Here is a 25480-nt window from a genome sequence, read left to right on the forward strand (position 1 = left end):
GTGAGCAGCGGAGAAAACCGCATCAGGCGACCGGCATCACGAATTCAGCGATAGGAATTCACGCGCAGACGCGGTTGCGGCCCTGGCGCTTGGCTTCGTAGAGCTGCTTGTCGGCGCGGCGGTAGAATTCTTCGGCGGTTTCCTCGCGATCCCACAAGGCAAGGCCGAAGCTCGAGGTCACGTTGAGCTGGGCGCCGCCCGCCTCGATCGCCATGCCGGCGATCGCCTTGCGCATGCGCTCGGCGAAGCGCTGCAAGAGCTCGATGTCCATGTTGGGCGCGACGATGGCGAATTCCTCGCCGCCGAGCCGCGCCACCACGTCGTGATACCTGGTCATGCTCTTGAGGCACTTGGCGACCGAGCGCAGAACCTCGTCGCCAGCGTCGTGTCCGTAGGTGTCGTTCACCTGCTTGAAGTGGTCGAGGTCGAGGATCATCAGCCCGACGGGCCTGTCGATGCGGCGGAACTCGCCGAGATATTCCCTCAGCGCATCGTCGAAATAGCGCCGGTTCTGCATTCCGGTCAGGCCGTCGGTGAGTGCCGCCTGTTCAAGGGTGCGCGAACGCTCGCTCAGCGACGCCGTCATCTCGCGCAGTTCGCCGCCTTCCTTCACCTGGGTGCGGATCTGCGGGAAAATGAAGAATGCGCCGTAGACAAGCGTTCCACTCAAAAGCAGCGCGATCATGAACAGCAACCGCTCGACCGCTTCGATACTTTGAACCCAGCCGGGCGTGTATAGTGCATCGGCCGATCCCTGGATCTGGCTCCAGGCATAGAAAATCCCCAGCGCCGCCGACAATATCAGCGCACTGAAGATGAAAAACGCGGTTTCAGCCCGGTGAAAGCGCATGATGATCCTAGTGGAACCCCAGTTGGGGTTATGTCATGTCGCGCCTTACGGACGGTTAATCCAGGCCGGCACTTCCTATGCATCAGCCCCATCGGAAGCCCGGCCGGCCTCGCCGCCGATCCGCTGCCATTCCGGCCCGAACTGGTTGCGGAACCACGTCGATTGCCGCTTCGAATATTGCCGCGTGGCGATTTTGGCGCGTTCGATCGCCTCGTCGAAGCTCATCTCGCCGGCCATGGCCGCCGCCAGTTCGCGCACGCCGATCGCCTTCATCGCCGGCAGTTCGGGCGCAAGCCGCATCGCCAAGATTTCCTTGACCTCGTCCAGCGCGCCGGCCTCGATCATCCTGTCGAAACGCTGGTCGATGCGCTTGATCAGAAGGTCGCGTTCCGGCTCGATGACGATGAAACGCGCCGTGGCAAGGTCGATCAGCGGATGGCCCTTGTCGGCCTGCCATTTCAGGATCGAGCGGCCCGACGCCTCCAGCACCTCCAAGGCACGGACGATGCGCTGGCCATCGCTAGCTTTCAGCCGCATCGCCACCTCGCTGTCGACGTGCATCAGCACGCGGTGCAGCCGGGGCGCGCCCTCCTCGTTGAGGCGCCAGCGCCAGCGATCGCGGATCTCGGCAGGAATGTCGGGCATATCGGAAATGCCCTCGGCCAGCGCCCGGAAATAGAGCCCGGTGCCGCCGACGAAGATCGGCGGCTTCTCGGCAAACAGGCCGCTGTCGGCCACAACGGCAACGTCGCGCAGCCAGCTGCCGGTCGAATAGGCGGTCGCCGGCGAGACATGGCCGTAGAGGAAGTGGCGTACGCGTGTCAGGTCATCAGCACCTGGCCGCGCCGTCAGCACGTCGAGCACGCCATAGACCTGCATCGAATCGGCATTGACGATGACGCCGCCGTCGCGCTCGGCGAGCTCGAGCGCCAACGCCGACTTGCCGCTGGCGGTTGGCCCGGCTATCAGGGTCGCGTTCTTGATGCGCCCCTCGCTAATTCCGGAATTTTCAATGCCGCTGATCGCCACGCTGATTTCCCATCCGGACCGCGCTCTGCTGGCTCCGTCCCTTGCCGATAAGGCCTCTCGCGCCCTCGGCGCAAGCGGCATTGTGTGGCTGGCCGAGGCGGTTGCCTGCGACATCACGCTGCCACAGGGACTTTCGGCCGAGGACGCCCATGCGGCGCTCGCCGCCACGCTCTCCGGCGAAGCCATCGATTTCGCCATCCAGGACAACGCGACACGTAGGAAAAAGATCCTCATCGCCGACATGGATTCGACGATGATCGAGCAGGAGTGCATCGACGAGCTCGCCGACGAGATCGGCGTCAAGGACCGCGTCGCCGACATCACCGCGCGCTCGATGAATGGCGAGATCGCCTTCGAGCCGGCGCTGCGCGAGCGCGTCGCTCTGCTCGCCGGCCTCGACGCCTCGGTCATCGACCGCATCATCGACACCAGGCTGACGCTCACCTCCGGCGGCAAGACGCTGGTCGCCACCATGAAAGCGCATAGCGGCTATGCGGCACTGGTCTCCGGCGGCTTCGACGTCTTCACCTCGCGCATCGCCGCCAAGCTTGGCTTCGACGAGAACCGCGCCAACCACCTGATCGAGGTAGGCGGCAAGCTCACCGGCAAGGTGTCCGAACCGATCCTTGGCCGCGCCGCCAAGGCCGATGCGCTGAACGAGATTGCCGCACGCCTTGGCCTGACGCCGGCCGATGCCATCGCCGTCGGCGACGGCGCCAACGATCTCGACATGATCCGCCTCGCCGGCTCGGGCGTTGCCCTTCACGCCAAGCCGTCGGTGGCCGCTGAGGCCAAGATCCGCATCGACAATTCCGACCTCACCGCCCTGCTCTATCTCCAGGGCTACAGCGCCCGCGAATTCACGCGATGAAAGAAATCCGCACCCAACGCCTGATCCTGCGCAACTGGGAAGAGCGCGACCGCGCCCTGTTCCACCGCATCAATTCGGACGAGCAGGTGATGGAATTCTTCGGCATGCGCCGCAGCCGCGCCGAAAGCGACGAACTTTTCGACAAGCTTCGCGGCAACGTCGAGCGCGACGGCTTCGGCTTCGCCGCCGCCGAGATTGCCGCGTCAGGCGAATGCATCGGCTTTGTCGGCCTCCTGCACACCGACCTCGAGCCCTACATCCCAAAGGGCACTTTGGAAATCGGCTGGCGTCTCGCACCCGAATTCTGGGGCAAGGGCTACGTCACCGAGGCGGCGGAAGCCTGGCTCGCATTTGCCTTCGAGACGATCGGCGACGACGACGTCGTATCCTTCGCCGTATGGAACAACCACCGCTCGACGGCAGTCATGCAGCGCCTCGGCATGCAGGCCGAACCGTCCCGCGACTTCGACCACCCGCGCGTTCCCGGCACGCACCCGGAACTCAAGCGCCACGTCTTCTACAGCCTCAGCCGAAGCCAGTGGCAAGTACGGAAAAAGGCGGCCAACTAGCCGCCTTTTTGTTGTCTTTCAGGGACTTGTCCGGATTTCCGGAATCAATCCATCCGGATCGTCACGAAACGCAATTCGCCACTCTTGGACGCCAGCATCAGGAGCGCGTTCTTGCGGCCCTGCTCCTTGAGTGCGGCGATGCGGTCGGTCACCTCTTTCGGCGTCGACACCGATTCCTGGGCGATCTCGGTGATCACCTCACCGGCGACGATGCCGCGCTCGGCTGCGGCCGAATCCTTGGCGACAGCGGTGACGACCGCGCCCGACACCTCGGCGGCGATGCCGAACTTGGCGCGCGCGTCGCTGTTGAGCTCGCCGATGGTCATGCCGAGCACGCTGGCCGTGGCCACCTCGGCGCCCTTATCGGCACCCTCTTCCGGCTTGGCGGCTTCGCCTTCGGCCAGCTTCTCGCCGTCCTCGAGCCGTCCGAGCGTCACCTTGACGGTCTGCTCGACGCCCTTGCGCACGATCACCACGTCGACGGCCTTGCCGACGGGGCTTTCGGCAACGACGCGCGGCAGGTCGCGCATCTCGACGACGTCCCTGCCGTCGAACTTGATCACCACGTCGCCGGGCAGAATCTGGCCATTGTCGACCGGCCCGCCCTTGATGATGCCGGCAATCAGCGCGCCCTTGGCGGTCGCCATGCCGAGGCTCTCGGCGATGTCGTCGGTCACAGGCTGGATGCGCACGCCGAGCCAGCCGCGGCGGGTTTCGCCGAACTCGGACAGCTGGTTGACCACACCGACAGCGATCTCCGCCGGGATCGAGAAGCCGATGCCGATCGAACCGCCCGAGGGCGAGATGATCGCCGTGTTGATGCCGATGACCTCGCCATCCATGTTGAACAGCGGCCCGCCCGAATTGCCGCGGTTGATCGCGGCGTCGGTCTGGATGAAGTCGTCATAGGGGCCGGAATTGATGTCGCGGTTGCGCGCCGAAATGATGCCGACGGTCACCGTGCCGCCGAGGCCGAACGGGTTGCCGATGGCCATCACCCAGTCGCCAATGCGCATCTTGTCGGAATCGCCGAACTTCACAGCCGTCAGCTTCTTGGCCTTGGGGTCGACCTTCAGCACCGCGATGTCGGTCTTGGTGTCGGTGCCGACCAACTCGGCCTTCAGCTTCGACCCGTCGGAGAAATTGACCTCGATCTCGTCGGCGTCGGCAATGACGTGGTTATTGGTGACGACGATGCCCTTTTCGGCATCGATGACGAAGCCGGAACCGAGCGACTGCACCTTCTGCGAACCGCCATTGTTCTGGCCTTCGCGGTTCTTGAAGAACTCGTCGAAGAAGTCCTGGAACGGCGATCCCTCGGGAAGCTGCGGCATCGGAACCGCGTTCTCGTCCTCACCGCTCTCACCTCCGCTGCCCTTGACGGTCTGCGACGTCGAGATGTTGACGACAGCGCCCAGCAGGCCCTCGGCGAGGTTGGCGACAGACTCAGGACCCTGCGCCAGCGCGGGCGTGACAAAGGACGGTGCGACCGCGGCACTGATCATCAGCGCCGTGGTGGCGGCCAGAGAGGCCTTTCGCATGGCGCGCAAAAGGGGCGTGGAAATCATAAGGGAAGCCTCCCGGGGCTGTCATGGCATTGATCGCGCCGGGCCGTCCGAGCGCGAAGCGTCATGATGGAAACAAATAAGGCCTGTTTGCGACCATTGCTACGGGCACGGGATAAATCGTCCGTTATCCCCTGACGAGCCAGACGATGCCGACGCCGATGACGAGTGCGGCAAGACCGACTGTCCGGAGCACTGCCTCGGGCATTTCGGCCGCCTGCGCGGCCATCCTCTTGGCCACGGCAGGAAAGCCGCCATAGACCAGGCCCTCGATGACGAGGACAAGGCCCATGGCGACGATAAAGTCCCGCACTGCTTAGTTGCTGGCGGCGGGAGCGGCCGCACCGGCGGCAGGCGCCGGCGTTGCCTTGTTGGCGTCGGGGTTGCGGAAGTAGCGGAAGAACTCCGATTCCGGCGACAGCACCATCGTCGTGCCGTCGGCGTTCAGCGCGGTGCCGTAGGCGCTCATCGACCGGTAGAAGTCGAAGAACTCCGGATCGCGGTTGAACGCATCGGCGAACACTGCGGAGCGCTGGGCTTCGCCTTCACCGCGCAGTATTTCCGATTCCTTCTGCGCTTCGGCGACGATCTCGACCACTTCGCGGTCGGCGCGGGCGCGGATGCGCTGCGCCGCTTCCCGGCCGCGTGCCCTCAGCCTTTCGGCCTCGGCCAGACGTTCGGCCTTCATGCGGTCGAAGGTCTGCTGCGACACTTCCTGGGTCAGGTCGGTACGGCGGATGCGGACGTCCTGGATTTCCAGGCCGAGCGAAGTCGCGTCGGGCTGCAACTGGTCGCGAACCTCGCGCATCATTGCCGCGCGCTCTTCCGAGAGTGCGGATTCAAAGCCGCGCACGCCGTAGACCCGGCGCAGGGCCGCGTCGAAGCGGGTGCGCAGGCGCTGCTCGGCCAGTTCCACACTACCCGACACCGTCGAGCGGAACTTGCGGGCATCGTTGATGCGATAGGCAATGAAAGCATCGACGTCATAGAACTTGCCGCCCGAGACCTGGACGCGGATGTCGTCGAGGTCGAGGCGCAGCACGCGGTCCTCGATGACCTGGACGTTGTCGGCCTCGAACATCGAGAACGGCGCCTTGAAGTAGATGCCCGGTTCGGTCTTGACGTCGACGATCTCGCCGAAGCGCAGCACGATGGCCTGCTGGCGCTCGTTGACCACGAAGATCGACGACCAGATCAAAAACAGGATGATAGCGGCGAGAACGCCGATGATGGGAAGACGATTGGACATTAGTTGCCTCCCGCCGCCGGAGCGCGCTTCTGCAGTTCAGGCAGCGGCAGATAGGGCACTACACCTTGGCCGTTGCCTTGCTCGACGATCACCTTGCCGGAGCCCTGAAGCACCTTTTCCATCGTTTCGAGATAGAGGCGCTTGCGGGTCACGTCGGGCGCCTTGGCATATTCGTCATAGACCGAGATGAAGCGCTGGGCCTCACCTTCGGCTTCCTGGACAACGCGGTTCTTGTAGGCTGCCGCGTCTTCGCGGACCTGAGCCGCTTCACCGCGCGCCTGGCCGAGCTTCTGGTTGGAATACTGGTTGGATTCCTCGACGAAGCGGTCTTCGTCCTGCTCGGCGCGCTGCACCTCGTCGAACGCATCGGCCACTTCACGCGGCGGTGCCGCGTCCTCGATCGAGATCGCGTTGACGGCCAGGCCCGCGCCATACTGGTCGAGGGTCGCCTGGATGATGTCGCGAACGCCTGCGGCAATGCCCTGGCGGTCGTCGCGGAAGATGTCCTGCGCCGGACGGCGGCCGACGACTTCGCGCATCGCGCTCTCGGCGATCTGGCGAACCATGATGTCGGGCTCCGAGACCTTGAACAGGTAGGCCTGGGGATCCGACACCTGGTAGGCGACGGAGAACTTGACGTCGACGATGTTCTGGTCGCCCGAAAGCATCAGGCCGGAAGACGTGCTGCCACGCACTTCGCCGATATTGACCAGCTTTTCAGCCGTGTTGACCTTCTCGACCGTCTCGATCGGCCACCAATGGAAGTGCAAGCCCGGCTGCGACAGTTCCTGCTTCGGCTTGCCGAAACGCAGTTCGACCGCCAACTCGTCAGGCTGCACCGTGTAGACCGACTGGAACGCCCAGAAGGCGATCAGGCCGGCGCCGATGAGGCCGAACAGCACGCCCGTCGAACCGCCGCCACCGGGCAGCGCCCGCTTCAGCTTGTCCTGGCCCCGGCGAATGATGTCCTCGAGATCGGGAGGCGAACCCTGCGGCCCGCTTGGACGTGGTCCCTGCCCCCAGGGGCCACCGCCGCCATTATTGCCGCCGCCGCCACCCCAAGGGCCGCCGCCGCCGCCTCCACTTTGATTGTTCCAGGGCATGAATGTCCTTTCGACTACGAAACCATGGCAGCCACGCCTGAGACGGCCGCGCAATTACTGACACCATCTATAGGGATGCGGGCAAGCGCTTTCAACGCGATGCCCTTGAAGTGCCTCGGATTCCACTACAAATGTATGAAATCACACCCTCAATGCACGTCGTGGCGCTTCTCGTAAACCGTATAGCGTGTCGCATGGCTGTCTTTTTCGCCAGCAGGGAAATCTTCGACGCGTGTCACCGCCCAGATATCAGGATCGATCGCGGGAAAGCGCGTGTCGCCGTCGGGCGAGGCCATGACATGGGTGACATGCAGCCGGTCGGCCAGCGGCAGCGCCTGGCGGTAGATCTCGCCGCCGCCGATGACGCAGATTTCGGTGACGCCAGGCATGCAGCGGCCCTTGGCGGTACCAAGCGTGATGGCGTCTTCCAGTGAATGCACAACCTCAGCACCTTCGGCGCGAAACTCCTTGTCACGAGTGACGATGATGTTCAGCCGCCCCGGCAACGGACGCTTGGGAAAGCTCTCATAGGTCTTGCGTCCCATGATGATCGGCTTGCCCATCGTGTCGGCCTTGAAGCGCTTGAGATCGCTCGACAGCTTCCACGGCAGGCCGTTTTCGCGCCCGATGACACCGTTCTCGGCTATCGCCACGTAGATCGCCACATCCATCTGCCGCCGCTTCCTTTCCCTCGGCCTTCGACGGAGCGCTCAATCCTCGCGCCCCAAAGGCATCTCAACTTTATCCGCGAAGAACAGGCAGGCTGATGCCCGGCCTCACACTGCAATCGGCGCGCGGATCGTGGCGTCGGCGACGTAGTTCTCGAGCCTGAAATCCTCGAAGCGGAAGGCAAACAGGTCCTTCACCTCGGGATTGATCCACATCGTCGGCAGCGTCTTGGGGCTGCGCGTCAGCTGCTCGCGCGCTTGGTCAAAATGGTTGTGGTAGATATGCGCGTCACCAAGCGTATGGACAAAATCGCCCGGCTTCAGCCCGGTCACCTGCGCCACCATCATCGTCAACAGCGCATAAGACGCGATGTTGAACGGCACGCCGAGGAAAATGTCGGCCGAGCGCTGGTAAAGCTGGCAAGACAGCTTGCCGTCGGAGACATAGAACTGGAACAGGCAGTGGCACGGCGGCAGTGCCATGGCATCGACCTCTTCCGGATTCCATGCCGACACGATCAGCCGGCGCGAATTGGGGTTCTTGCGGATCTGGTTGAGCAAAAGAGCAATCTGGTCGATCTCGCCGCCGTCGCGCGTCGGCCACGACCGCCACTGCTTGCCATAGACCGGGCCGAGGTCGCCGTTCTCGTCGGCCCATTCGTCCCAGATCGAGACCCCGTTGTCGTTGAGATACTTGATGTTGGTGTCGCCCGCGAGGAACCAAAGCAGTTCGTGGATGATCGACTTCAGATGCAGCTTCTTGGTGGTGACGACAGGAAAGCCATGCGCCAGGTCGAAACGCAGCTGATGACCGAACACTGAGCGCGTGCCGGTGCCGGTGCGGTCACCGCGGTCGCTGCCGTTTTCAAGGACGTGGCTGAGAAGGTCGAGATACTGGCGCATCGGTCGGGCTCGATTCGGAGGGCCTTCGATCATAGCGGACCAAGGCCGTCAGAGGCAACGAAAGCGCGGCCAGCCCGCACCGCGCAGCTAATGCCAGAAATACCAACGCCGGGCATTGGCCCGGCGCGGGGAGGATAGAGCTCGGGTAGAGTGCCTAGAGCGAGCCGAGTTTGCCCAACTCCTTGGCCACCAGGTAATAGAAGGTGACGCGGTTCTTGGTGTTGTCAGCCGACATCGCCTTGCAGACCTTTTCCAGCGCGCCGTCCGCCTTCTTCGCATCCTCGACGCCGAGCTTCTTGGCAATCCAGCCGGCTTTGACGCGATCGAGTTCCTTGGGGTCGGTGCACGAGACAAGCGAAGAATCGCGGTTCCGGAGCGCGATGCCCAGGTGCTTGACGATCTTGGTCACCACCTCTTCCTTGGCGCCCGCGTCGTATTTCTTCACGTCTGCAAGATAATCGGTCATGTGAATTCCCCTCGTCGACGAATTGATCTCATCTCCCGCAGGGGCCCGGCTTAGACCGGTTCAGGTACTTCACGGACATCCCCAGCGGGCCGAAGCTTCGGTTCGCGCATCGCGCGAGTCAACCCTGCCTATTCGCGTGGCCTCATAAATCTGTTGCGAATGGCTGTTATCACTTGCCTTTCCCGCCTTCCATTTTGCGACCGGCCTCCCTATATTGGGTTCGTCAGCTTGACTGACTATGGCGATAAACTGCCGATGAAATAAGCCATTCGGACCCGGGGGCGGTACCCGGCGCCTCCACCAAAAGTCGTCGCACAGTCGAACGACGATTTTTGCTGGGGGCGAAATAGGATCGACGAGGGTGTAAAGATCGGACTTTTGCCCGGCATTGTACCACCGTTATCGGGCTAAACTTGTAGTTGCAAACGACAACTATGCGGAAGCACGTCTCGCAGCGTAAGCTGTGCGATAGCTTCAAATTAAGCCCTAGAGGTTCGCACTTCTAGGCGGGGTTCGGAGGTACCTGGCAACAGAAACCTCCACTTCTCTCCCCCAAATCTCCCAAGACATTCTCATCGCCGGCCGACGCAGGTTTGCCGTTGCCTGGCTTTTGCCCGGTGCGCCGAGCGTCCGAATGGATGCACTAACGACGCTCTGGCTGAGTCCCAGGCATCGTCGACTTGCCATAGCCGGCCCCCCTTCATCCGGAGACTTTTCATGCCCCACAACTCCAACCGCTTCTACGTGCTCACCGGCGGCCCCGGATCGGGCAAGACAACCTTGATCGAACGCCTTTCGGCCGCCGGCTACGCCACGTCGGTCGAGGCCGGACGCGGCATCATCCGCGACCAGGTGGCGATATCGGGCACGGCCCTGCCCTGGCACGACCGCGCGCTGTTCGCCGAACTGATGCTGTCATGGGAAATGCGCTCGCACGCCATCGCCGCGGCAACACCCGGCCGCGTTTTCTTCGACCGTGGCGTACCAGACGTCATCGGCTATCTCAGGCTCATCGGCATGCCGGTGCCGGCGCATGTCGAACAGGCCGCCAGGGAATTCCGCTACAACCGCAAGGTGTTCATCCTGCCGCACTGGCCCGAGATCTTTGCGCAGGACAGCGAGCGCAAGCAGGACGAGGACGAGGCGCGGCGCACCCATGCCAGCATGGTCGCGACCTACGCCGCCTGCGGCTATGAGCTGGTCGAGGTCCCCAAGGCCTCGGTCGAAGGCAGGCTGGCCTTCATACTCGACAACACCCGCCAGGCCTGACGAATCACGCCGCGTTCGGAAGCTGCAGCCCTTCGGCGAAGGTGCGGTTGCGGCCGGCGCGCTTGGCGGCATAAAGAACCTTGTCGGCGCGGCCGATGGCATCCCAAAGGCCCTCCCCGGCATGCAGTTTGGCGATGCCGAAGCTGCACGTTACCGCGAAATCATCGGGCATGCCGGCAAAACGTACGCTCGCGATCTCGCGGCGCAGCGTTTCGACCAGGCCGAAAGCATCGTCGACCGGTGCGTCCTTCATCACGATGACGAATTCCTCACCGCCGGTGCGCGCAGCGATGTCGCCCGCACGCAGTTTCGATTTGATGACCCCAGCAACACCAGACAGAACGACGTCGCCAGCAGCATGGCCGAAGCCGTCGTTGATCGCCTTGAACCGGTCGATGTCGCAGGCAACGATGCTCAAAGGCTTGCCCACGCCTTTTGCGAACAGGCGCAGGGTCTTGCCCTGCAAGCCGCGGCGATTGAGAAGCCCGGTCAGCGGATCGCTGTCGCGCTCGGCCTTCAGCGCCAGGATGACGTCGCCGCAGGCGACAACCACCAGCGCGAGCCCCATCGCCACGCCCAGCACCGACATGGCGAACTGCGCCCAGATCCAGAAGGCAGACTGGAAGAAGGCATCGACATCGTCGGTCGGCACCGAACCGCCAGTCAACAAGGTGCGGCCGACGAAGGTCGCGCCCAGGCCCAGCAGCAGCCACAGCATGACCCGATCGACGACATTGCCGCGCACGAGATGCCTGAGCTTCCATGCGCCGCTCAGCAGGATGCCGCCCATGCCGAAATTCAGGACATAGACGCGAACGGCGAGATCATTCTGGATGTAATAGAAGTACGTCAGGATGACGACGATGCCACCAAACCAAGCCGCCTGCTCGGCCCGCGCCATCGATTGCCCCGAGCGTAGCAGTACGCCCTGGACCAGGAGCAGCGGCGCCGCCGAATAGAGCGCTGCGCACATGATGGTGTTGTAGCCGATGTCAGCCGGCCACAAGGCAAACTGCACGACGGTTGCCGCGCTGATCGTCAGGAACGCCAGCGCAAACAACAGCAAGTGCTTGCGCCGGCGCTCAAGCAGCCAGATGCAAATGAATGTCACCGCAAACAACAGCAGCAAGGCAGAGGGGATGAATTGCAAGATTTTCTACAGCCTCGAGCGTTTCGGCTCTACTTCCGGTGGTCTTCGCAACGACTTACCGGCTGAGTGTAAACAAACGCTATCGAGGTTGTGTGAAGCGACGGCGACAGCCGTCAGGTGTGCGTCACGATGACGTGAAACGAGGCCGGACGGGATGCCCGGCCTCGCTAAAAAGCTCATTCAGCAGGCGCTTCGACGGCCACTTCACGCCTGCGGCCAAGCGTCACCTGCGCCAGAACGAAGGCTATGACGGCGGAGATGGTGATGCCGAACACCATCGGCAGCGGCGTGCCGTCAAAGAACAGGCCGGCCACCGCCATGGCGACAGCACCGGTGGCAAAGTGCAGCGTACCCATCAGTGCCGAGGCGGTTCCCGCGATTTCGCCATGCTCTTCCATCGCCAGCACCGAGGTCGTCGGGATAACGAGGCCGAGGAAGCCGTAGCCGATGAACAGCAGCACAGCGAGCACGTCGAGGCGGTCGACGCCCGTGGCAAACACTGCCAGCAGGATGACCATCATCGTGGCGTAACCGACAACCGCCACCCGCACCACCCGCTGCAGCCCGAAGCGCTCGGTCAGCAAGCCCGTCAGCTGCGACATGCCGATGAAAGCCACAGCGTTGATCGAGAAGAACACGCTGTAGACCGACGGCGACAGGCCGTAGTGGTCGATCAGGATGAACGACGAGTTGGCGAGATAGACGAAGAAGCTGGCAATGCCGAAGCCGCCGATGAAGGTCAGGCCAAGGAAATTGCGGTCGCCAAGCAGGAAGCGGTAGCCGCTGAGCGCGCTGCCGACCGAGCTTTCGGCGCGATGTTCGACGGGCCGCGTTTCCTTGAGCGACGTCGACAACAGCACCAGCGCAAGCACTGCGGCAGCGGTGACGACCCAGAACACGGCGCGCCAGCCAAAACCCTCGATGACAAGCGAACCGGTCAGCGGCGCAAGGATCGGCGACACCGAAAACACCAGCATCAGCAGCGACATCAGCCGGGCCGCTTCGGTTCCGGTGTGCAGGTCACGCACGATGGCGCGTGGCACCACCATGCCGGCCGAGGCACCCAGGCCCTGGACGACCCGGAAGAAGATCAGCCATTCGATGTTGGGCGCGAGTGCCGCACCCACGCCGCCAATGGCAAACAGGACAAGGCCAATGTAGAGCGGCGCCTTGCGGCCGATCATATCGGAGATCGGGCCAACGACGATCTGCGCCAGGCCCATGGCCAGGAAGAAGACAAGCAGACTCATCTGCACGGCGGCAGTACCGGCGTTGAGATCGGCGCCGATCGTCGGCAGAGCGGGAAGATACATGTCGATGGCGAACGGGCCGATGGCCGACAAAAGGCCGAGCACGACCGCTACGCGGAGAAATTGGGGTGTCATGATGTGGTTCTTTCGGATCGGGTTTCCGCCGTGAAACCACGGCGACGTGTAATCCAAGGACGTTTGGTAACACGAGATTCCGACTCCTCCCGAACCGGCATCTCAGCGTTGCGTCCACTTTTTTAGACAGACTTGTCCAAATCGTCAATCACCTATATATAAAAATTCCATGACACCTGCCATCACTCCTGACATTGCGGTAGCCCGCAGCCACACCGCCAAGCGGCTCTCGATCCTCGACGCCGCGGCACGCGTCTTCTGCCGCGAAGGCTTTGCCGGCGCCAATATCGACCTCATCGCCGCCGAGGCCGGCGTGTCGCGCCAGACCGTCTACAATCACCATGGCGATAAGGAGAACCTGCTGGTCGCGGTAGTCCGGGAAATCACCGAACGCATCAATGCGGGCGTTTTCGAAACGCTGGCCACCTTCCCCGACAAGCCGGTCGACCTCGAGGCCGAGCTCGTCGAGTTCGCAGTTCGGCTCAACCAGAACTGCATGTGCAACCGCGACGGCAAGTTCCTGCGCAAGCTTTTGCAGACCGAAGGCGAACGCTACCCGGATCTGTTTGCCGGCTGGCGCGAGCATGGCCCGGCCAAGACCTGGGCAGCACTTGCCGCGCGATTCGCCCGACTCGCTTTGTCCGGTTGGCTCGATCTTGACGATCCCGACGTCGCCGCACGCCAGTTCCTGGCCCTCGTCAACGCCGACCTGCAGATGGCGCTGATCTTCGGCGACACCGTCTCGGAAGCGCAGTTGCGCACCGCTGCAACCAACGCCGTGCGCTGTTTCCTGCGCGCCTACGGCAAGCCGCGCCCGGCATAATTTGAACAGGACGGGCGTCCGTTTCAGCCCGCGGCTTTCGGCTGCGTGCCGGTTGGAATTCCAATCCTCAAATACGGAGCTATATCCGGTTTACGCCGGCCTCAAGCTTGATTACAGGTAGGGAGACGATTCAATCGGACCCGCATCTACATATGGCCGAAGACCAGATCCGCTACGACATTCTCGCCCAGGAGGCACTGCGTGGCGTCATGCGCAAGGTCCTGGCGGAAGTCGCGCGCACAGGCCTGCCGGGCAACCACCATTTCTTCATCACCTTCATGACCGGCGCGCCGGGCGTGCGCATCTCGTCGCGCCTGCATGAGCGTTATCCCGAGCAGATGACGATCGTCATCCAGTTCCAGTATTGGGACCTCAAGGTCACCGATACCGGCTTCGAAGTTGGTCTGTCCTTCTCCGACGTTCCGGAAAAGCTTGAAATCCCCTTCTCCGCCGTGCGCGGCTTCTATGATCCCTCGGTCAACTTCGAACTCGAATTCGAGGTCAAGGCCGAGGCGGCCGCGGTTCCCGAAGAGGTTGCCGCCAAGCCTGAGCCGATCGCTGTGGTCAAGCCTGCCGAGCGCAAGCCCGCACCGAAGAAGAAGACCGGCACGACCGAAAAGGAAACCGTCGAAGAGCCCGCTCACGGCAAGGGTGCCGACGTCGTCTCGCTCGACGCTTTCCGCAAGAAGTAGCCAAGGCGAGGTCGCATGGCCGACATCGTCAATCTTCGCCAGTTCAAGAAGCAGAAGGCGCGGGCCGAGCGCGAAACTGTTGCTGACCGCAACCGCGCTTTGCACGGCCGCACCAAGGCCGAGAAGCAGCGCGACCAGTTGACCTCCGAGCGCGCCGACAAATTCGTCGACGGCCACCGCCGTGAGCGCGATCCCGAGAAATCCGACCAGTGAGCCTTGTCGAAAAGCGCTCGGTGACGATCCGCGGCCACCGCACCAGCTTTTCACTCGAAAAGCCCTTCTACGACGACCTCCTGGCCATATCGGCAGCGCGCGACATGACGCTGGCCGCCCTCGTCGCCGAAGTCGACGCCCAGCGCCGGCGCGAGGCGAATCTCTCCTCGGCACTCAGGCTGTTCGTGTTGGAACAGGCCAAGCGCACTGCGAACGAGATCTGAGGCGCGCCTGCGCGCGACCCCAATGCCATTGCCACCGCATCAACGACATTCTGAAAAACGCCTAGGTCGGCTGACGCATCAGCGCCTGCCCATCGGCCAGCGACGCCTGCCTACTGGCTCTGCAGCGACTTGAAGAAATCGTCGAGGCTGAGCGGTTCCAGCTTCTTCTTCACCGGCGCTTGGGCGGGTGGCGCGGACGGTGCCGGGGCGACGTCCACGGGCGCATCCATCGGCCGGACTTCAGGCAACGGTGCCCGCTCGATCTCGGCCGCGGGCTTAGGCTTGGCCGCCTCAGCCTCAAGCCTTGCCTTCTCCTCGGCCTCGAGCCGCAGCTTCTCTTCCGCTGCGTGGCGTGCCTTCTCGGCTTCCAGCCGTGCTTGTTCCTTGTCCGCCTCGGCCTTGGCTTTCGCAGCGGCCTCTGTGGCGCGCTTTTCTTCCTCGGCGCGCAGACGTTCAGCCTCGGCCTTTGCCTTGGCTTCCTGCTCGGCTTTCAGCCTTTCGGCCTCGGCCTCGGCTTTCGCCTTAGCCTCTTGCTCAGCCCTTATCCGTGCCTCCTCGGCCAACCGCGCCTCTTCGGCGATGCGCTTGCGTTCGGCCTGGAGGGCCGCAAAATAGCGCGTCTCGCGCCGCAGCCGCTGCTTTTCCAGCAGCACCGCCTGCATCGCCTCGACGCGCGCCTGTTCCTTCTCCAGCGCGCGCTGGGTCAGAAACTGCGCCATCGGCGCGCTGTCGAACAGCTTGACTGTCGCGCCCGGCTCGCCGTCGATCTGGAAATTCATCGCCGGTTCCGAGCCGACCAGCTCCTCCTTGCCGGGCACATAACTGATCGCGCCACTGGCAGCGACGACACCGTCATTGAGATCGGCGCGCAAATCGGCATTCAGCATCGCCGCCGGGTTTTTCAGCGTCAGCGGCGGTGCCCTGAGGATGCCGCCGGCAATGGTGAAGGCGATGTCGGCTTTGTCGGCGGCGAAGCTACCCTCACTGGTCAGATCGGGCGCGAATTCGGCGACGCGCGCCGCATTGATGTCGCGGCCAAGCGCGTCGGCCTTGGCGATCAGCGGCGCAAACGCGTCGGGATTGAAGCCGGGCAAGACAAGCCCGTTTATGTCAGCCGTGCCTGAACCGGACAGCGAGGCGACAAGGCCCTCGACCGACTTGCCGCTGCCCGACAGCGTCGCCGAGAAATTGCCCTTGCCGCCGATCTCGCTGGCCAAGGGAATAGCTGTGACATCGGCGCCGTCGAGCTTCAGCTGGCCCGAAATGAAGGCCGTGCCATCATTGTTCTTGAGCTCGACGAGGCCACCAAGGTCACCGCCAAACAGCTTGGCCTTGATGTTGGAAAGCCTCAGCGCCTGGCTGTCGACCTGCAACGCCAGCACCGCGTCATTGGCGGTCGCCAGCGGTTCGGCCAACAGCGTGCCGGCGATGATTTCGAGGTCGGCGCTGAACGGCGCAATCGGTTTCGGCGCGAATGCCGCCGTCGGCCACGCCCCGTTGCTGCTTTCCAGCGCAGCAGCCCCCAGCGTCATTTCGGCGAACGGCCTGAGATCGAGCTCGTCGAGCGTCAGCGACCCGCTGAGATGCGGCGTGCCCTCACCCAGCTCGGCCTTGAGATTGCCGACCACCGCACCTTGATTGACGGTGCCGTCGAGCCTGTCGAGCCCAAGGATGCCGTCGGCAAGGCTGGCATCGGCGGCAAGCTCCACCTCTGTGCCCGTCCCCATGCCCGGCAGGCTGACCCCCGAGGTCATCAGCCACGGCTCCAGGTCGGCCGCCTGCAGCGTCGCCCGGCCCTTCAGGTTGGCGATGCCATCGCGCAAGGCGACCGTTCCGGTGAAGCCGGCCGACGCCTCCTCGCCCTTCAGGCTCACCGTCACGTCGAGGCCATTCTGCACCGCACCTTTCACCGTCAACGCCAATTCACCCGGCCCGGTCATGCCGAGCGGCAGCACCGGCAGTCCCGCCAGCGCCAGCAGGCTGGTGGCGTCCTCGTTGCGGGCGGAGAATTCGAGCTTCAGCTGCGAGCTGGCAAGCGCGCCAGATATCGCCTGCGCCGACAGCGTCGCCAGAAGATCGGAGCCGCCGGCCTCGCCCTGCCCGCTCAGCGCAATCCCTGTCGTCTTGTCGCCATTGTCGACGGCGCTGGCGACGAAATCGATGCGCGCGTCGGCCAGCAAGCCGGGATAGGCCGCAGCACGGGTAGCCAGTCCGTTCAGCAACTTGTTGTCGGGCGCCTGCCTTGCGGCCAGCGCGACCAGCGGTGCAAGGTCGACTGATACCACCGAAGCGTCGAGATTGCCGGTCGGCGCCGTGGGAAAATCCTTGATCCGCCCGGTGGCGCTCAACGACGCACCGGCCAGTCCGCCGACCGACAGCTTGTCGATCTCCAGCACGCCCTCGCGAAGCCGAAGTGCTGTGTCGACAGTTTCGGCACTGAGGCCGGCGAAATTTACCGGACCGGCCTTCACCGCGAGATCGAGGTCGGCATCGCTGAAGCGGTTGGCGCCCTGGTCGGTGACGAACAGCGAAGCAAAGGCGCGCAACCCGTCGAGGTCGAGTTCGCCGCCATCGAGCTTCATCGTCACCGAGGCGCGCGCGTCGTCGGGCAGCATGCTGTCCAGTTCACCGGTGAACTTGGCCTTGCCAAGGATCAGCTCGACTGCGTCGAATGTCTGCTGTTCGCGCGTCAGCTTGACCTTGGCCTTGAAGCCCGCCGCCGGCAGCTTGCGCACCGCCTCGTCGACATCCTTGGCCACCCAGGCGGCAAAGCCCGAGGGCTGCCCGACGGCCAAAAGCATCTGCCCGTCGAAGCCGAGCGTGTTTTCGGTGCGCAGGAAACCATCTGCCTCAAGCCGCGTGCGGCCGGGCAAGGTCGCGGCCATCGACTTCAGCTTCCAGCCACCTTCACCCGGTTCCGCCGAAAGCTTGACGTCGCGCACCGTGGTGTCGCCGGCAACGACCGCCGGCAGGTCGACATCGACAGTGCCCGGGATCGAAGGCCGCGGCAGCTCGACCAGCACCTTTTCGAGTGCCGTCAGGCGCTGCGCGATCGAGAAGCCCGGTCCGCCCGCCTTTTCGCCGCCCACCGCCTCGTCGAAACGCACCTGCGCGCCATTCGCCGTGATCATGAAATGCGGCGCGGTGCCCAGGTCGATCTCGGCCGTGCCGTCGGCGGTATAGGGGTCGTCCAGCGGCCCGCTTTCGAAGCGGAATTCCTCGACGCCGAGTTTGGCATGGTTGAGCGCGAACTTGCCTTTCAGGCGAAAGCCCGGCTCGACCGGTTTGGGCTGCTCGCCGTCCTTGGCCGTTGGCGCTTCGGTCGCCTCGACGACGCTGAAGCCGCCCGAATAGAGCGCCCTGCCCTTGTCCATCGAAGCATTGCCGTCACTTTCGAGCACGAAGCCGTAGCGCTCCGGCGCCGCCCGCACCCTGAGCCGCATCTGCCCGGTCGGGTCGACGGAGCCGGTCGAGGCCGACAGCTGGGTCTTCATACCGTCGATGCGCAGCGAGCCATCGACCCGCCACGGACCGGACAGCGACCTTGCCGACACGGAGGTGTTGATCTCCGACAGAAGGTGGTCGCGCCCGCTCGCCGCGTGGCGCAGCCGCACCTGTCCTTCGGTGATGGTCAGCTTTTCGATCGAGATCTGCTTGGCATCGAACGGTGCCGACGGGCGGATGGACCAGTCGACGACGCCGTTGGCGGCGACGTCGATGATCGCCTTCGGCCGCACCAGCCGCATATCGTAGATCAGGAACTCGCCGCTCAGCAGCGGCGCGAGTTCCGCATCCATCGAGAAGGTCTCGACGGTCATCGCATTGTTGCCGCCGGCGCCGCCGCCGACGGTGACGTCGGAAAATGTCACCGAGGGAAACGGCAGGATGCGTGCCGTAACCTCCCCCTGCACCGAAACCTTGCGGCCGAGTATGGCGCTTGCCTCGCGCTCGAAGTCGGCCTTGTAGCCCGACCAGTCGATAAAATACGGACCCACCAGCGCCGCACAAAGCGCCAGTACGAACAGTCCACCGAATATGACAAACAGGCGAGCGAGCATTGCCTCTGGGCAAATCTTTCATGCGTCCCAGGCGACTAAGCGCAGGAGCGTGGTCATTTGGTGGCATGTTGGGCTGTGCGCTGCAGCACGTCAACGCCGCGAGGCGCCCTATCCCGTGAAAAGCGGTCGCGCCGCGTCAGCCCGGCTTCGTCGCCGGCTCTGCAAGCGGACCAATGGAGACGCCAAGATTCAGGTCAGGCCGAGCCGAACATGGTGGAGACCGGGGTCGCTCTTGGGCGACGAACGGAGCGTAAATTCAAGTACGCGAGTACCGGAAGCGCAGCTATCCGTCATTTGCAGGCCGGCCTCGCCTGAAGCGCCCTACCTGGCGTCGCGCTTGGCCTGGCTTACCGCCGCCGCCTTGCGCAGGCGCCCGCGCTCCATCGGCCTGACCAGGTTTTTCGCCCTCGCGTTCTCGAGAGCCCTCATGCCGAGATGCGCCTGCCGCGTGTTGAAATCCGCGCCGCGTGCCGGCTTCTTTTCCTTAGCAAGCGCCAATGCATGGCGCGCGTTCTCGACGAGATCGATACGCGCCACCAGCTGCCGCCGCCGCTGATGCTCGCCGTTGAGCCGCCGCATGCTCATCGCCAGCACGCCGAGTTTTGCCTTGGTGCCATGATCCTTGGTCGCTGGCTGCGCACCCTTGGCGGCTGCCTTGCCGCGCATCTCGCGCCGCTTGCGGTTGGCCTCGCCCTGCGCCCGGTCGCGCCGTTCGCGCACCGCCTTCAACAGGTCGCGCAGTTCGGCATCCGAAAGATCCTGCACCATCGGGTGGTGCGAATTCTGCACCAGCTTCCACTCGTCTTCGCTGAGGGCTCGTTCTTCCTGCTTCCTGGAAACCGCCATGTTCTGGTCCTCGCCTGTCACAGTCCGGTTGCCCAAAGCCTGGGCAACCGGACTGTCCGCCCGAACCAGGGCGGGGTCAAGCCGGCTATGCCGGACGGCGCATCCGGATCACCTTCTGCGGCCGCCCGTCGTCATCGGCGTCACGCCTGAGCGTTTCGAAGAATCCAAGCTTCTGATAGAAGCCGACCGCAGACTCGTTCTCGGCGTAGACTTCCAGCTCGAGCGCACCCTTCAGCGCCACGGCGTGTTGCACCAGTGCCTTGCCGAGCCCGTGGCCGTGCGATGCGGGATCGACGAACAGGCCGCCGATGAAGCCTTCGATCAGGCCGATGAACCCGGCCGGCTCGCCGTCGAGCTCGACAACCCAGTTCTCGGCCTGCGGCAGGTAGATGTCGCGGACCCTGCCCTGCTGCTCCAAAAGGTCAGCCTCGGACATGAAGGGATGGCCGACGCGCGAAGCCTCGAGCCAGACGTCAGCAAGCCGATCGCAATCAGCGGCGGAATAGGCGCGGATCGTCGCGCCGTGAGCGTGTGTCATTGGGATTATCCCTGGAATTTGCGTATGGAGAAAGGCGCATAAGCGCCCGCTTTGGCCTCTCGGCCCCGTCAGCACCTAGCCGACGCTTCAGCGATGGAAGTCTCTACGCATAAAATTCCTGGTTGGACGGCGCCGCAGTAGCAGCACCGGCTACATCAGGTCAATGCCTCGACGCCTACTCCGCCGCAGGCAAGACCTTGCCCGGATTGAGAATATTCTGCGGGTCGAGTGCTTGCTTGATCGCCCGCATCACCTGAACGCCATGACCGTGCTCGCGCTCCATCAGGCCCATCTTGCCCTGGCCGATGCCATGCTCGCCGGTCGAGGTGCCATCCATCGATATCGCCCGCTCGGCCAGCCGCTTGACGAATTCTTCCGCCCTGCCGATGTCTGCCGGGTCGTTCGGGTCCATCAGCACCAGTGTGTGGAAATTGCCGTCGCCGACATGGCCGACGATGGGTGCGACCAGCCCCAGCCGCGCGATGTCGGCCTCCGTCTCGGCAATGCATTCGGCGAGCCGCGAAATCGGCACGCAGGCGTCGGTCGACAGCGCCCGCGCGCCCGGCTTCAGCGTCTGCGACGCCCAGTAGGCATCGTGGCGCGCCTTCCACAGTTTCGCCCGTTCCTCGGCGACCTTGGTCCACAGGAACGGCCCGCCGCCATATTCGGCGGCGATCTCGCCGAAGCTCTCAGCCTGCTCGGCAACGCTGGCGTCGGAACCGTGAAATTCGAGGAACAGGCACGGGCTTTCGGGATAATCGAGCTTGGAATAGGTCTTCATCGCCCGCATCTGCAGCGCATTGACCAGTTCGATCCGCGCCACAGGAATGCCCATCTGGATGGTGGTGATGACAGCCTGGCACGCCGACTCGACAGTCGGGAACGGGCAGACACCACCCGAAATCGCCTGCGGAATGCCCTGCAGCTTGAGCGTCACCTCGGTGATGATGCCGAGCGTGCCTTCCGAGCCGACCAGAAGCCGCGTCAGGTCGTAGCCGGCCGAGCTTTTCCTGGCGCGGTGCGAGGTCACGACCTCGCTGCCGTCGGCCATGACAGCGCGCAACGACAGCACATTCTCGCGCATCGTGCCGTAGCGCACCGCATTGGTGCCCGAGGCGCGGGTCGCCGCCATGCCACCTAGGCTGGCGTTCGCACCGGGATCGATCGGGAAAAACAGGCCGGTGTCGCGCAGATAATTGTTCAGCGCCTCACGCGTCACGCCCGCCTCGACAGTGCAGTCGAGATCGTCGGCATTGACCGCGACGATCTTGTCCATGCGCGAGGTGTCGACCGAAATGCCGCCCGCCGGCGCATTCACATGGCCTTCGAGCGACGTGCCGGTGCCGAAGGCGATGACCGGCACGCGATGCGCGGCACAAACCCGCACCACGTCCTGCACGCCAGCAGTGCTTTCGGCGAACACCACGCCATCGGGCGCTTGGTTGGGCAGATAGGTGGTGGTGTGGCCATGCTGCTCGCGGATCGACTGACCGGTCTGGAAGCGCTCGCCGAACTGCTGCTTGAGGATGCCCAGCGCCGCCGCGATGCCCTCCTCGTTCCGCGCCATCGCCTTCAGGTCGCTCAGAGCCATGTTTTCCTCCGCGTTTGGAACAGCCTGGCGCCTTGCTGGCACCTTATGCTCCGGTAATCTGCCAGCCCTGTCAGTTTGTCCAGCGCCACCAAAGGCCAAGTCAAAGAGGATCTTCCATGCCAGCACCGTTCGTCTCGAGCGTCATGGAGGTCGAGAAAGCCTGGCTCGACTACAACGGCCACATGAACATGGCCTATTACAACGTGCTGTTCGACCGCGGCGGCGAGGAAGCGCTCGACCTGCTTGGGATGGGGGCGGCCTATGCCCGCGACCGCAAGCTCACCACCTACACTGCCGAGATCCATGTCTGCTACGTCAGGGAACTGCATCTCGGCGACAAGGTCACCGCGACCTTCCACCTGCTCGACCACGACGAAAAGCGCTTCCGCGTCTACCAGGAACTGCACCATGTCGACGGCTGGCTGTCGGCGACGTCGGAGACGCTGTCGCTCCATGTCGACATGAGCGGCCCGAAGGTCGCCCCCTTCCCGCAAGACATCATGGCCGGCCTCGACGCCATGCGCTTGGCGCATACCGCATTGCCGATGCCCGAGCGCGCCGGCCGCTCGATCGGCATCAGGCGCAAGCCCGCATAGTGGCGCCAGAGCCACAGGCGATTAACCTTACCTGTTTATAACCTTCGCCACAGCCTGAGGTTCGTTGATCGCCCCTCGCTGCCCTCCGACAATCCCCACCAAGCGAAGTTGAGTCGCGGCGGCGGGCACCGGACGGCTTGAGGCAAGGCATGCACACTGACATCGAAGCAACGGCCAACAAGCTCGCCTGCGACCCTCGCATCAGCGACTATGATTTCTGGCGTTCGCTTCGCAACATCAACAACGAGCTGTTCGAGATCGCCAACAACAACCGGCCGATCCCGATCGAGATGCTGCGCTGGCGCGTCATCCTGCGCCAGGCCCGCTCCAAGCGCGGCGTGGCCTGAAGCCTTACGCCGACCTTTCCCAAATCTTAAATTTTCGTCAGGTGCCGCGGCCTCGATAGTGCCGCCACAATCGGGGCCAAGCTAACCCTCGCTGGCCTCGCCATGCTTGCAGCGTCTTCGCCAATCTCATGGCGATCCACTGACGCATTCCGATGCCTCCCATGAGCACGTTTCCGGTCGGGACGAGTGGTTCGTTCCGGGAAGGCGTAGCTGTGTCCAAAAAGGAGGACGAGACGATGATCCTGCCCAGAACTGTTTTTGCCCAGGCATTCGGCCTGACCGGTGCCGCCTTCCTGGCACTGGCCACGCCCGGCTTCGCCGCAACCGCGGCGCAATCGACGACCAAGGCCTGCAGCGAGCAATATCAGGCGGCCAAGACCGCCAACACGTTGAACGGCGAGAAGTGGCCGCAATTCCTGTCCAAATGCAGCGCGGCGATGAACAACACAGCAGCTCCGGCAACGGTGCCCGCCGTCAAGGCCAAGCAGGCGTCAGCGCTAGCGCCCGCCAACACCAACACTTCCAAGACCACCAGGACCGCGGCCGTCTCAGGCACAACAGCCGGCCACCAGACCACCCAGCAGATCTGCAGCTCGCAATACCAGGCGGCAAAGGCAGCCGGCACGCTCAATGGTGCGAAATGGCCGGCCTTCCTGTCGAGTTGCAGCACAAGCATCAAGGACGACAACGAGGATGCGAGCGCCGCGCCACCCGAACCGAGCCTCGCATCAGTCAAGCCGGCGATGACGGCGACATCGGCCAATGGCAAGCCGCTGACGGCGGGCGAAGTCGCCTTCCGCCAGCGGATCCATGAGTGCTCGACCGAATGGCAGCGCGAAAGGCAGGCCGGCACCCTGCCCGCGGGTGCCAAGTGGCCGCAGTTCTGGAGCCAGTGCAACACCAAGCTGAAGGCCCAGGGCTGAGGAGCGGCGCGCGATGAATGCACAGGACATCGTCAACACCGTCTCGTCGAGGTTGAAGCTCGATCCCGCGGTCGCCGAAAAGGCCGTCGGCACCATCTTTTCGGTGCTCGAGCATGAGTCCGGCGGCGTCGCCAGCGCCGGCATCTTCACCAAGATCGCCGGTGCCGGCGAACTCGCCCACAGCTACGACGTCATGGCAGGCGAGGACAGCAGCAGCGGTCTCGTCGGCTCGCTGACCTCGCTGCTCGGCGCTTCGTTCGGCGAAAAGGCCGGCGCCATGGTCAACGGCATCGCGCAACTGCGCTCGCTCGGCCTCGACATGACCCAGATCGAGCAGGCTGGCGAAACGCTGCTGCTCGAAGCCAAGGGCGCAGCCGGTCCCCAAGCCGTCAGCGGACTTGTCGACGCGGTACCGGCGCTGAAAGGCCATTTCGGGCTCTAGGGCTTGGTCCCGAAATGAGAGCCGGTCGGATCATACTCCGGCTCCAAGCCATTCAGCTGACGAAGCCCGCGCCGTCAGGCGCGGGCTTCTCCGTTGATCGACTGCAAGTGTCGTTGCCGCTCAGGCGAGCTTTTCCTTGAAGAAGCCGACGGTCCGCCCCCAGGCGAGTTCCGCCGCCGCCTTGTCGTAGCGCGCCTCCGAGGTATCATTGTTGAAGGCGTGCTGGGCGCCGTCATAGACGAACAGCTGGAACTCCTTGCCGGCCTTCTCCAGTGCTGCCTTGTAGGCGTCGATGCCGGCGTTGATGCGGTCGTCCTTGCCGGCATAATGCAGCATCAAGGCTGCCTTGATCTTGGCGATGTCGGCCTCGTCCTTCGGCTGGGATCCGTAATAGGCAACCCCTGCCGCGAGATCCGGCGCGTTGACCGCCAGGGCGTTGACGGTGCCGCCGCCCCAGCAGAAGCCCATGGCGCCGACCTTGCCGTTGCCGCTCTCATGCCCCTTCAGGAAAGCCACCGTGGCGACGCCATTGGCCACAGTCTGGGCCGCGTCGAGCTGGCCGAACATTTCGCGCGCCTTTTCCTCATCCGTTGGTGTGCCGCCCAGCGGCGACAGATAGTCGGGCGCCAGCGCGACGAAGCCCTCGAGCGCGACGCGACGCGCCACGTCGCGGATATGCGGGTTGAGGCCGCGATTTTCATGGATGACGATGACCGTCGGCAGCTTGCCCGAAGCGTCGGCCGGCCGCACGAGATAGCCCTTCATTTCGCCTGCGCCGCCGGGATAGGTGATGTCCTCGGCCTTGAGCCTTTTGTCGTCGTCGGCGACAATCGCCGCCCGCGCCTGGTTGGCCGTAAGCAGCGGCGCGATTGCTGCGGCCGCAGCGCCCGAGCCGGCGAGCTTGGTCAGCTTCTCCATGAAGCCGCGCCGGTCGAGCGTCAGGTGGGTGTATTCGTCATAGGCGTCAATCATCGCCTGGGTGATGGCAGGTCGTGTCATCTCTCGCTCCCTGTCTGGTTCCGCAGGCGAGGAGTTTAACGTATGCAAATGTAGTTGGTTTCACTGTTGCGTGATTGGCGCGACCACGAAGAAGCGCCCGCGCGACGTCCG

The 25480-nt window shown here is 63.9% G+C and carries 27 protein-coding genes and 1 other RNA gene; 12 read left to right on the forward strand and 16 right to left on the reverse strand.

Annotated features, from left to right (window positions below; all coding sequences use genetic code 11):
* Positions 1-58: 58 nt before the first annotated feature.
* Positions 59-850: a GGDEF domain-containing protein gene (locus ACSQ3E_RS01310; protein ID WP_310317313.1), complete on the reverse strand. Its 792-nt coding sequence runs from the start codon at positions 848-850 to the stop codon at positions 59-61.
* A 75-nt stretch (positions 851-925) separates the two neighbouring features.
* Positions 926-1873 carry a tRNA (adenosine(37)-N6)-dimethylallyltransferase MiaA gene (gene miaA / locus ACSQ3E_RS01315; RefSeq protein WP_436121955.1) on the reverse strand — a complete coding sequence of 316 codons (948 nt, stop codon included), beginning with the start codon at positions 1871-1873 and terminating at the stop codon, positions 926-928.
* Between miaA and serB the strand changes: the two genes are divergently transcribed.
* Together serB and ACSQ3E_RS01325 are read left to right on the forward strand one after the other, a co-directional pair.
* Complete coding sequence (serB, locus tag ACSQ3E_RS01320) at positions 1863-2750, forward strand: phosphoserine phosphatase SerB (RefSeq protein ID WP_436121302.1); 888 nt, start codon at positions 1863-1865, stop codon at positions 2748-2750. The genes miaA and serB overlap by 11 nt on opposite strands.
* The gene (locus ACSQ3E_RS01325) at positions 2747-3319 is read left to right on the forward strand and encodes a GNAT family N-acetyltransferase (RefSeq protein ID WP_436121303.1); all 573 of its coding nucleotides are present in this window, start codon (positions 2747-2749) and stop codon (positions 3317-3319) included. Before serB ends, ACSQ3E_RS01325 begins: the two co-directional genes overlap by 4 nt.
* 44 nt (positions 3320-3363) lie before the next feature.
* Here the strand turns inward: ACSQ3E_RS01325 and ACSQ3E_RS01330 are convergent, their stop codons facing one another.
* The 7 genes from ACSQ3E_RS01330 to ACSQ3E_RS01360 form a co-directional block, all read right to left on the reverse strand.
* Positions 3364-4887, reverse strand: a complete 1524-nt coding sequence (locus tag ACSQ3E_RS01330) for a DegQ family serine endoprotease (RefSeq protein ID WP_436121304.1) — start codon at positions 4885-4887, stop codon at positions 3364-3366.
* A gap of 124 nt (positions 4888-5011) precedes the next feature.
* Positions 5012-5197 (reverse strand): DUF2065 domain-containing protein, encoded by a 186-nt coding sequence (locus tag ACSQ3E_RS01335; RefSeq protein ID WP_436121305.1) that lies wholly within the window; start codon positions 5195-5197, stop codon positions 5012-5014.
* A gap of 3 nt (positions 5198-5200) precedes the next feature.
* On the reverse strand, positions 5201-6133 hold the full coding sequence (gene hflC, locus ACSQ3E_RS01340; protein WP_436121306.1) for a protease modulator HflC: 933 nt from the start codon (positions 6131-6133) through the stop codon (positions 5201-5203).
* The gene (gene hflK, locus ACSQ3E_RS01345) at positions 6133-7236 is read right to left on the reverse strand and encodes an FtsH protease activity modulator HflK (protein WP_310317294.1); all 1104 of its coding nucleotides are present in this window, start codon (positions 7234-7236) and stop codon (positions 6133-6135) included. The genes hflC and hflK overlap by 1 nt, the downstream gene beginning before the upstream one ends.
* 149 nt (positions 7237-7385) lie before the next feature.
* Positions 7386-7907 carry a dihydrofolate reductase gene (locus ACSQ3E_RS01350; protein ID WP_436121307.1) on the reverse strand — a complete coding sequence of 174 codons (522 nt, stop codon included), beginning with the start codon at positions 7905-7907 and terminating at the stop codon, positions 7386-7388.
* Positions 7908-8012: 105 nt separating this feature from the next.
* Entirely contained in the window at positions 8013-8807 is a 795-nt protein-coding gene (locus ACSQ3E_RS01355; protein ID WP_310317288.1) for a thymidylate synthase, read from the reverse strand.
* Positions 8808-8961: 154 nt separating this feature from the next.
* Entirely contained in the window at positions 8962-9273 is a 312-nt protein-coding gene (locus ACSQ3E_RS01360) for a DUF2853 family protein (protein WP_263006640.1), read from the reverse strand.
* A 183-nt stretch (positions 9274-9456) separates the two neighbouring features.
* Between ACSQ3E_RS01360 and ssrA the strand changes: the two genes are divergently transcribed.
* Both ssrA and ACSQ3E_RS01370 read left to right on the forward strand, forming a co-directional pair.
* Positions 9457-9817: a transfer-messenger RNA gene (gene ssrA, locus ACSQ3E_RS01365) on the forward strand.
* A gap of 173 nt (positions 9818-9990) precedes the next feature.
* Positions 9991-10542: an AAA family ATPase gene (locus ACSQ3E_RS01370; protein ID WP_436121308.1), complete on the forward strand. Its 552-nt coding sequence runs from the start codon at positions 9991-9993 to the stop codon at positions 10540-10542.
* A gap of 4 nt (positions 10543-10546) precedes the next feature.
* Here ACSQ3E_RS01370 and ACSQ3E_RS01375 read toward each other — a convergent pair whose 3' ends face one another.
* Both ACSQ3E_RS01375 and ACSQ3E_RS01380 read right to left on the reverse strand, forming a co-directional pair.
* A complete protein-coding gene (locus tag ACSQ3E_RS01375; RefSeq protein WP_436121309.1) occupies positions 10547-11692 on the reverse strand; it encodes a diguanylate cyclase in 1146 nt (381 codons plus the stop codon).
* Positions 11693-11868: 176 nt separating this feature from the next.
* Complete coding sequence (locus ACSQ3E_RS01380; RefSeq protein ID WP_310317275.1) at positions 11869-13077, reverse strand: multidrug effflux MFS transporter; 1209 nt, start codon at positions 13075-13077, stop codon at positions 11869-11871.
* 169 nt (positions 13078-13246) lie between these two features.
* Here ACSQ3E_RS01380 and ACSQ3E_RS01385 point away from each other — a divergent pair, with 169 nt between their 5' ends.
* From ACSQ3E_RS01385 to ACSQ3E_RS01400, 4 genes are all read left to right on the forward strand, one after another.
* Entirely contained in the window at positions 13247-13900 is a 654-nt protein-coding gene (locus ACSQ3E_RS01385; RefSeq protein ID WP_436121310.1) for a TetR/AcrR family transcriptional regulator, read from the forward strand.
* Positions 13901-14052: 152 nt separating this feature from the next.
* A complete protein-coding gene (locus ACSQ3E_RS01390) occupies positions 14053-14592 on the forward strand; it encodes an SspB family protein (protein WP_436121311.1) in 540 nt (179 codons plus the stop codon).
* 15 nt (positions 14593-14607) lie between these two features.
* Entirely contained in the window at positions 14608-14805 is a 198-nt protein-coding gene (locus ACSQ3E_RS01395; protein ID WP_310317267.1) for a DUF4169 family protein, read from the forward strand.
* Positions 14802-15029, forward strand: a complete 228-nt coding sequence (locus ACSQ3E_RS01400) for a ribbon-helix-helix domain-containing protein (protein WP_436121312.1) — start codon at positions 14802-14804, stop codon at positions 15027-15029. The genes ACSQ3E_RS01395 and ACSQ3E_RS01400 overlap by 4 nt, the downstream gene beginning before the upstream one ends.
* 110 nt (positions 15030-15139) lie before the next feature.
* Here ACSQ3E_RS01400 and ACSQ3E_RS01405 read toward each other — a convergent pair whose 3' ends face one another.
* From ACSQ3E_RS01405 to ACSQ3E_RS01420, 4 genes are all read right to left on the reverse strand, one after another.
* The gene (locus ACSQ3E_RS01405; protein WP_436121313.1) at positions 15140-19087 is read right to left on the reverse strand and encodes an AsmA family protein; all 3948 of its coding nucleotides are present in this window, start codon (positions 19085-19087) and stop codon (positions 15140-15142) included.
* Between the two features lie 321 nt (positions 19088-19408).
* Positions 19409-19933: a hypothetical protein gene (locus tag ACSQ3E_RS01410; protein WP_436121314.1), complete on the reverse strand. Its 525-nt coding sequence runs from the start codon at positions 19931-19933 to the stop codon at positions 19409-19411.
* 85 nt (positions 19934-20018) lie between these two features.
* Complete coding sequence (locus ACSQ3E_RS01415; RefSeq protein ID WP_436121315.1) at positions 20019-20471, reverse strand: GNAT family N-acetyltransferase; 453 nt, start codon at positions 20469-20471, stop codon at positions 20019-20021.
* A gap of 175 nt (positions 20472-20646) precedes the next feature.
* A complete protein-coding gene (locus ACSQ3E_RS01420; RefSeq protein ID WP_436121316.1) occupies positions 20647-22062 on the reverse strand; it encodes an FAD-binding oxidoreductase in 1416 nt (471 codons plus the stop codon).
* 116 nt (positions 22063-22178) lie between these two features.
* Here ACSQ3E_RS01420 and ACSQ3E_RS01425 point away from each other — a divergent pair, with 116 nt between their 5' ends.
* The 4 genes from ACSQ3E_RS01425 (at position 22179) to ACSQ3E_RS01440 (ending at position 24370) form a co-directional block, all read left to right on the forward strand.
* A complete protein-coding gene (locus ACSQ3E_RS01425) occupies positions 22179-22658 on the forward strand; it encodes a thioesterase family protein (protein WP_436121317.1) in 480 nt (159 codons plus the stop codon).
* 149 nt (positions 22659-22807) lie between these two features.
* A complete protein-coding gene (locus ACSQ3E_RS01430) occupies positions 22808-23005 on the forward strand; it encodes a hypothetical protein (RefSeq protein WP_067960475.1) in 198 nt (65 codons plus the stop codon).
* A gap of 161 nt (positions 23006-23166) precedes the next feature.
* Positions 23167-23928, forward strand: a complete 762-nt coding sequence (locus ACSQ3E_RS01435) for a hypothetical protein (protein ID WP_436121318.1) — start codon at positions 23167-23169, stop codon at positions 23926-23928.
* 13 nt (positions 23929-23941) lie between these two features.
* On the forward strand, positions 23942-24370 hold the full coding sequence (locus tag ACSQ3E_RS01440) for a hypothetical protein (RefSeq protein WP_436121319.1): 429 nt from the start codon (positions 23942-23944) through the stop codon (positions 24368-24370).
* A gap of 120 nt (positions 24371-24490) precedes the next feature.
* On the opposite strand, the gene ACSQ3E_RS01445 is transcribed toward ACSQ3E_RS01440, so the two are convergent.
* Positions 24491-25369, reverse strand: a complete 879-nt coding sequence (locus ACSQ3E_RS01445; protein ID WP_436121320.1) for a dienelactone hydrolase family protein — start codon at positions 25367-25369, stop codon at positions 24491-24493.
* Positions 25370-25480 lie beyond the last annotated feature (111 nt).

Origin of the sequence: Aminobacter sp. LjRoot7, assembly GCF_964252895.1 — a bacterium.
GTDB classification, from domain to species: domain Bacteria; phylum Pseudomonadota; class Alphaproteobacteria; order Rhizobiales; family Rhizobiaceae; genus Aminobacter; species Aminobacter aminovorans_B.

What these genes read in the sequence shown, in the direction of transcription:
- ACSQ3E_RS01310 (WP_310317313.1), bottom strand. Translation starts at nt 850, where the DNA reads ATGCGCTTTCACCGGGCTGAAACCGCGTTTTTCATCTTCAGTGCGCTG.
- serB (WP_436121302.1), top strand. Translation starts at nt 1,863, where the DNA reads ATGCCGCTGATCGCCACGCTGATTTCCCATCCGGACCGCGCTCTGCTG.
- ACSQ3E_RS01325 (WP_436121303.1), top strand. Translation starts at nt 2,747, where the DNA reads ATGAAAGAAATCCGCACCCAACGCCTGATCCTGCGCAACTGGGAAGAG.
- ACSQ3E_RS01330 (WP_436121304.1), bottom strand. Translation starts at nt 4,887, where the DNA reads ATGATTTCCACGCCCCTTTTGCGCGCCATGCGAAAGGCCTCTCTGGCC.
- hflC (WP_436121306.1), bottom strand. Translation starts at nt 6,133, where the DNA reads ATGTCCAATCGTCTTCCCATCATCGGCGTTCTCGCCGCTATCATCCTG.
- hflK (WP_310317294.1), bottom strand. Translation starts at nt 7,236, where the DNA reads ATGCCCTGGAACAATCAAAGTGGAGGCGGCGGCGGCGGCCCTTGGGGT.
- ACSQ3E_RS01350 (WP_436121307.1), bottom strand. Translation starts at nt 7,907, where the DNA reads ATGGATGTGGCGATCTACGTGGCGATAGCCGAGAACGGTGTCATCGGG.
- ACSQ3E_RS01355 (WP_310317288.1), bottom strand. Translation starts at nt 8,807, where the DNA reads ATGCGCCAGTATCTCGACCTTCTCAGCCACGTCCTTGAAAACGGCAGC.
- ACSQ3E_RS01360 (WP_263006640.1), bottom strand. Translation starts at nt 9,273, where the DNA reads ATGACCGATTATCTTGCAGACGTGAAGAAATACGACGCGGGCGCCAAG.
- ACSQ3E_RS01370 (WP_436121308.1), top strand. Translation starts at nt 9,991, where the DNA reads ATGCCCCACAACTCCAACCGCTTCTACGTGCTCACCGGCGGCCCCGGA.
- ACSQ3E_RS01380 (WP_310317275.1), bottom strand. Translation starts at nt 13,077, where the DNA reads ATGACACCCCAATTTCTCCGCGTAGCGGTCGTGCTCGGCCTTTTGTCG.
- ACSQ3E_RS01385 (WP_436121310.1), top strand. Translation starts at nt 13,247, where the DNA reads ATGACACCTGCCATCACTCCTGACATTGCGGTAGCCCGCAGCCACACC.
- ACSQ3E_RS01390 (WP_436121311.1), top strand. Translation starts at nt 14,053, where the DNA reads ATGGCCGAAGACCAGATCCGCTACGACATTCTCGCCCAGGAGGCACTG.
- ACSQ3E_RS01395 (WP_310317267.1), top strand. Translation starts at nt 14,608, where the DNA reads ATGGCCGACATCGTCAATCTTCGCCAGTTCAAGAAGCAGAAGGCGCGG.
- ACSQ3E_RS01405 (WP_436121313.1), bottom strand. Translation starts at nt 19,087, where the DNA reads ATGCTCGCTCGCCTGTTTGTCATATTCGGTGGACTGTTCGTACTGGCG.
- ACSQ3E_RS01410 (WP_436121314.1), bottom strand. Translation starts at nt 19,933, where the DNA reads ATGGCGGTTTCCAGGAAGCAGGAAGAACGAGCCCTCAGCGAAGACGAG.
- ACSQ3E_RS01415 (WP_436121315.1), bottom strand. Translation starts at nt 20,471, where the DNA reads ATGACACACGCTCACGGCGCGACGATCCGCGCCTATTCCGCCGCTGAT.
- ACSQ3E_RS01420 (WP_436121316.1), bottom strand. Translation starts at nt 22,062, where the DNA reads ATGGCTCTGAGCGACCTGAAGGCGATGGCGCGGAACGAGGAGGGCATC.
- ACSQ3E_RS01425 (WP_436121317.1), top strand. Translation starts at nt 22,179, where the DNA reads ATGCCAGCACCGTTCGTCTCGAGCGTCATGGAGGTCGAGAAAGCCTGG.
- ACSQ3E_RS01430 (WP_067960475.1), top strand. Translation starts at nt 22,808, where the DNA reads ATGCACACTGACATCGAAGCAACGGCCAACAAGCTCGCCTGCGACCCT.
- ACSQ3E_RS01435 (WP_436121318.1), top strand. Translation starts at nt 23,167, where the DNA reads ATGAGCACGTTTCCGGTCGGGACGAGTGGTTCGTTCCGGGAAGGCGTA.
- ACSQ3E_RS01440 (WP_436121319.1), top strand. Translation starts at nt 23,942, where the DNA reads ATGAATGCACAGGACATCGTCAACACCGTCTCGTCGAGGTTGAAGCTC.
- ACSQ3E_RS01445 (WP_436121320.1), bottom strand. Translation starts at nt 25,369, where the DNA reads ATGACACGACCTGCCATCACCCAGGCGATGATTGACGCCTATGACGAA.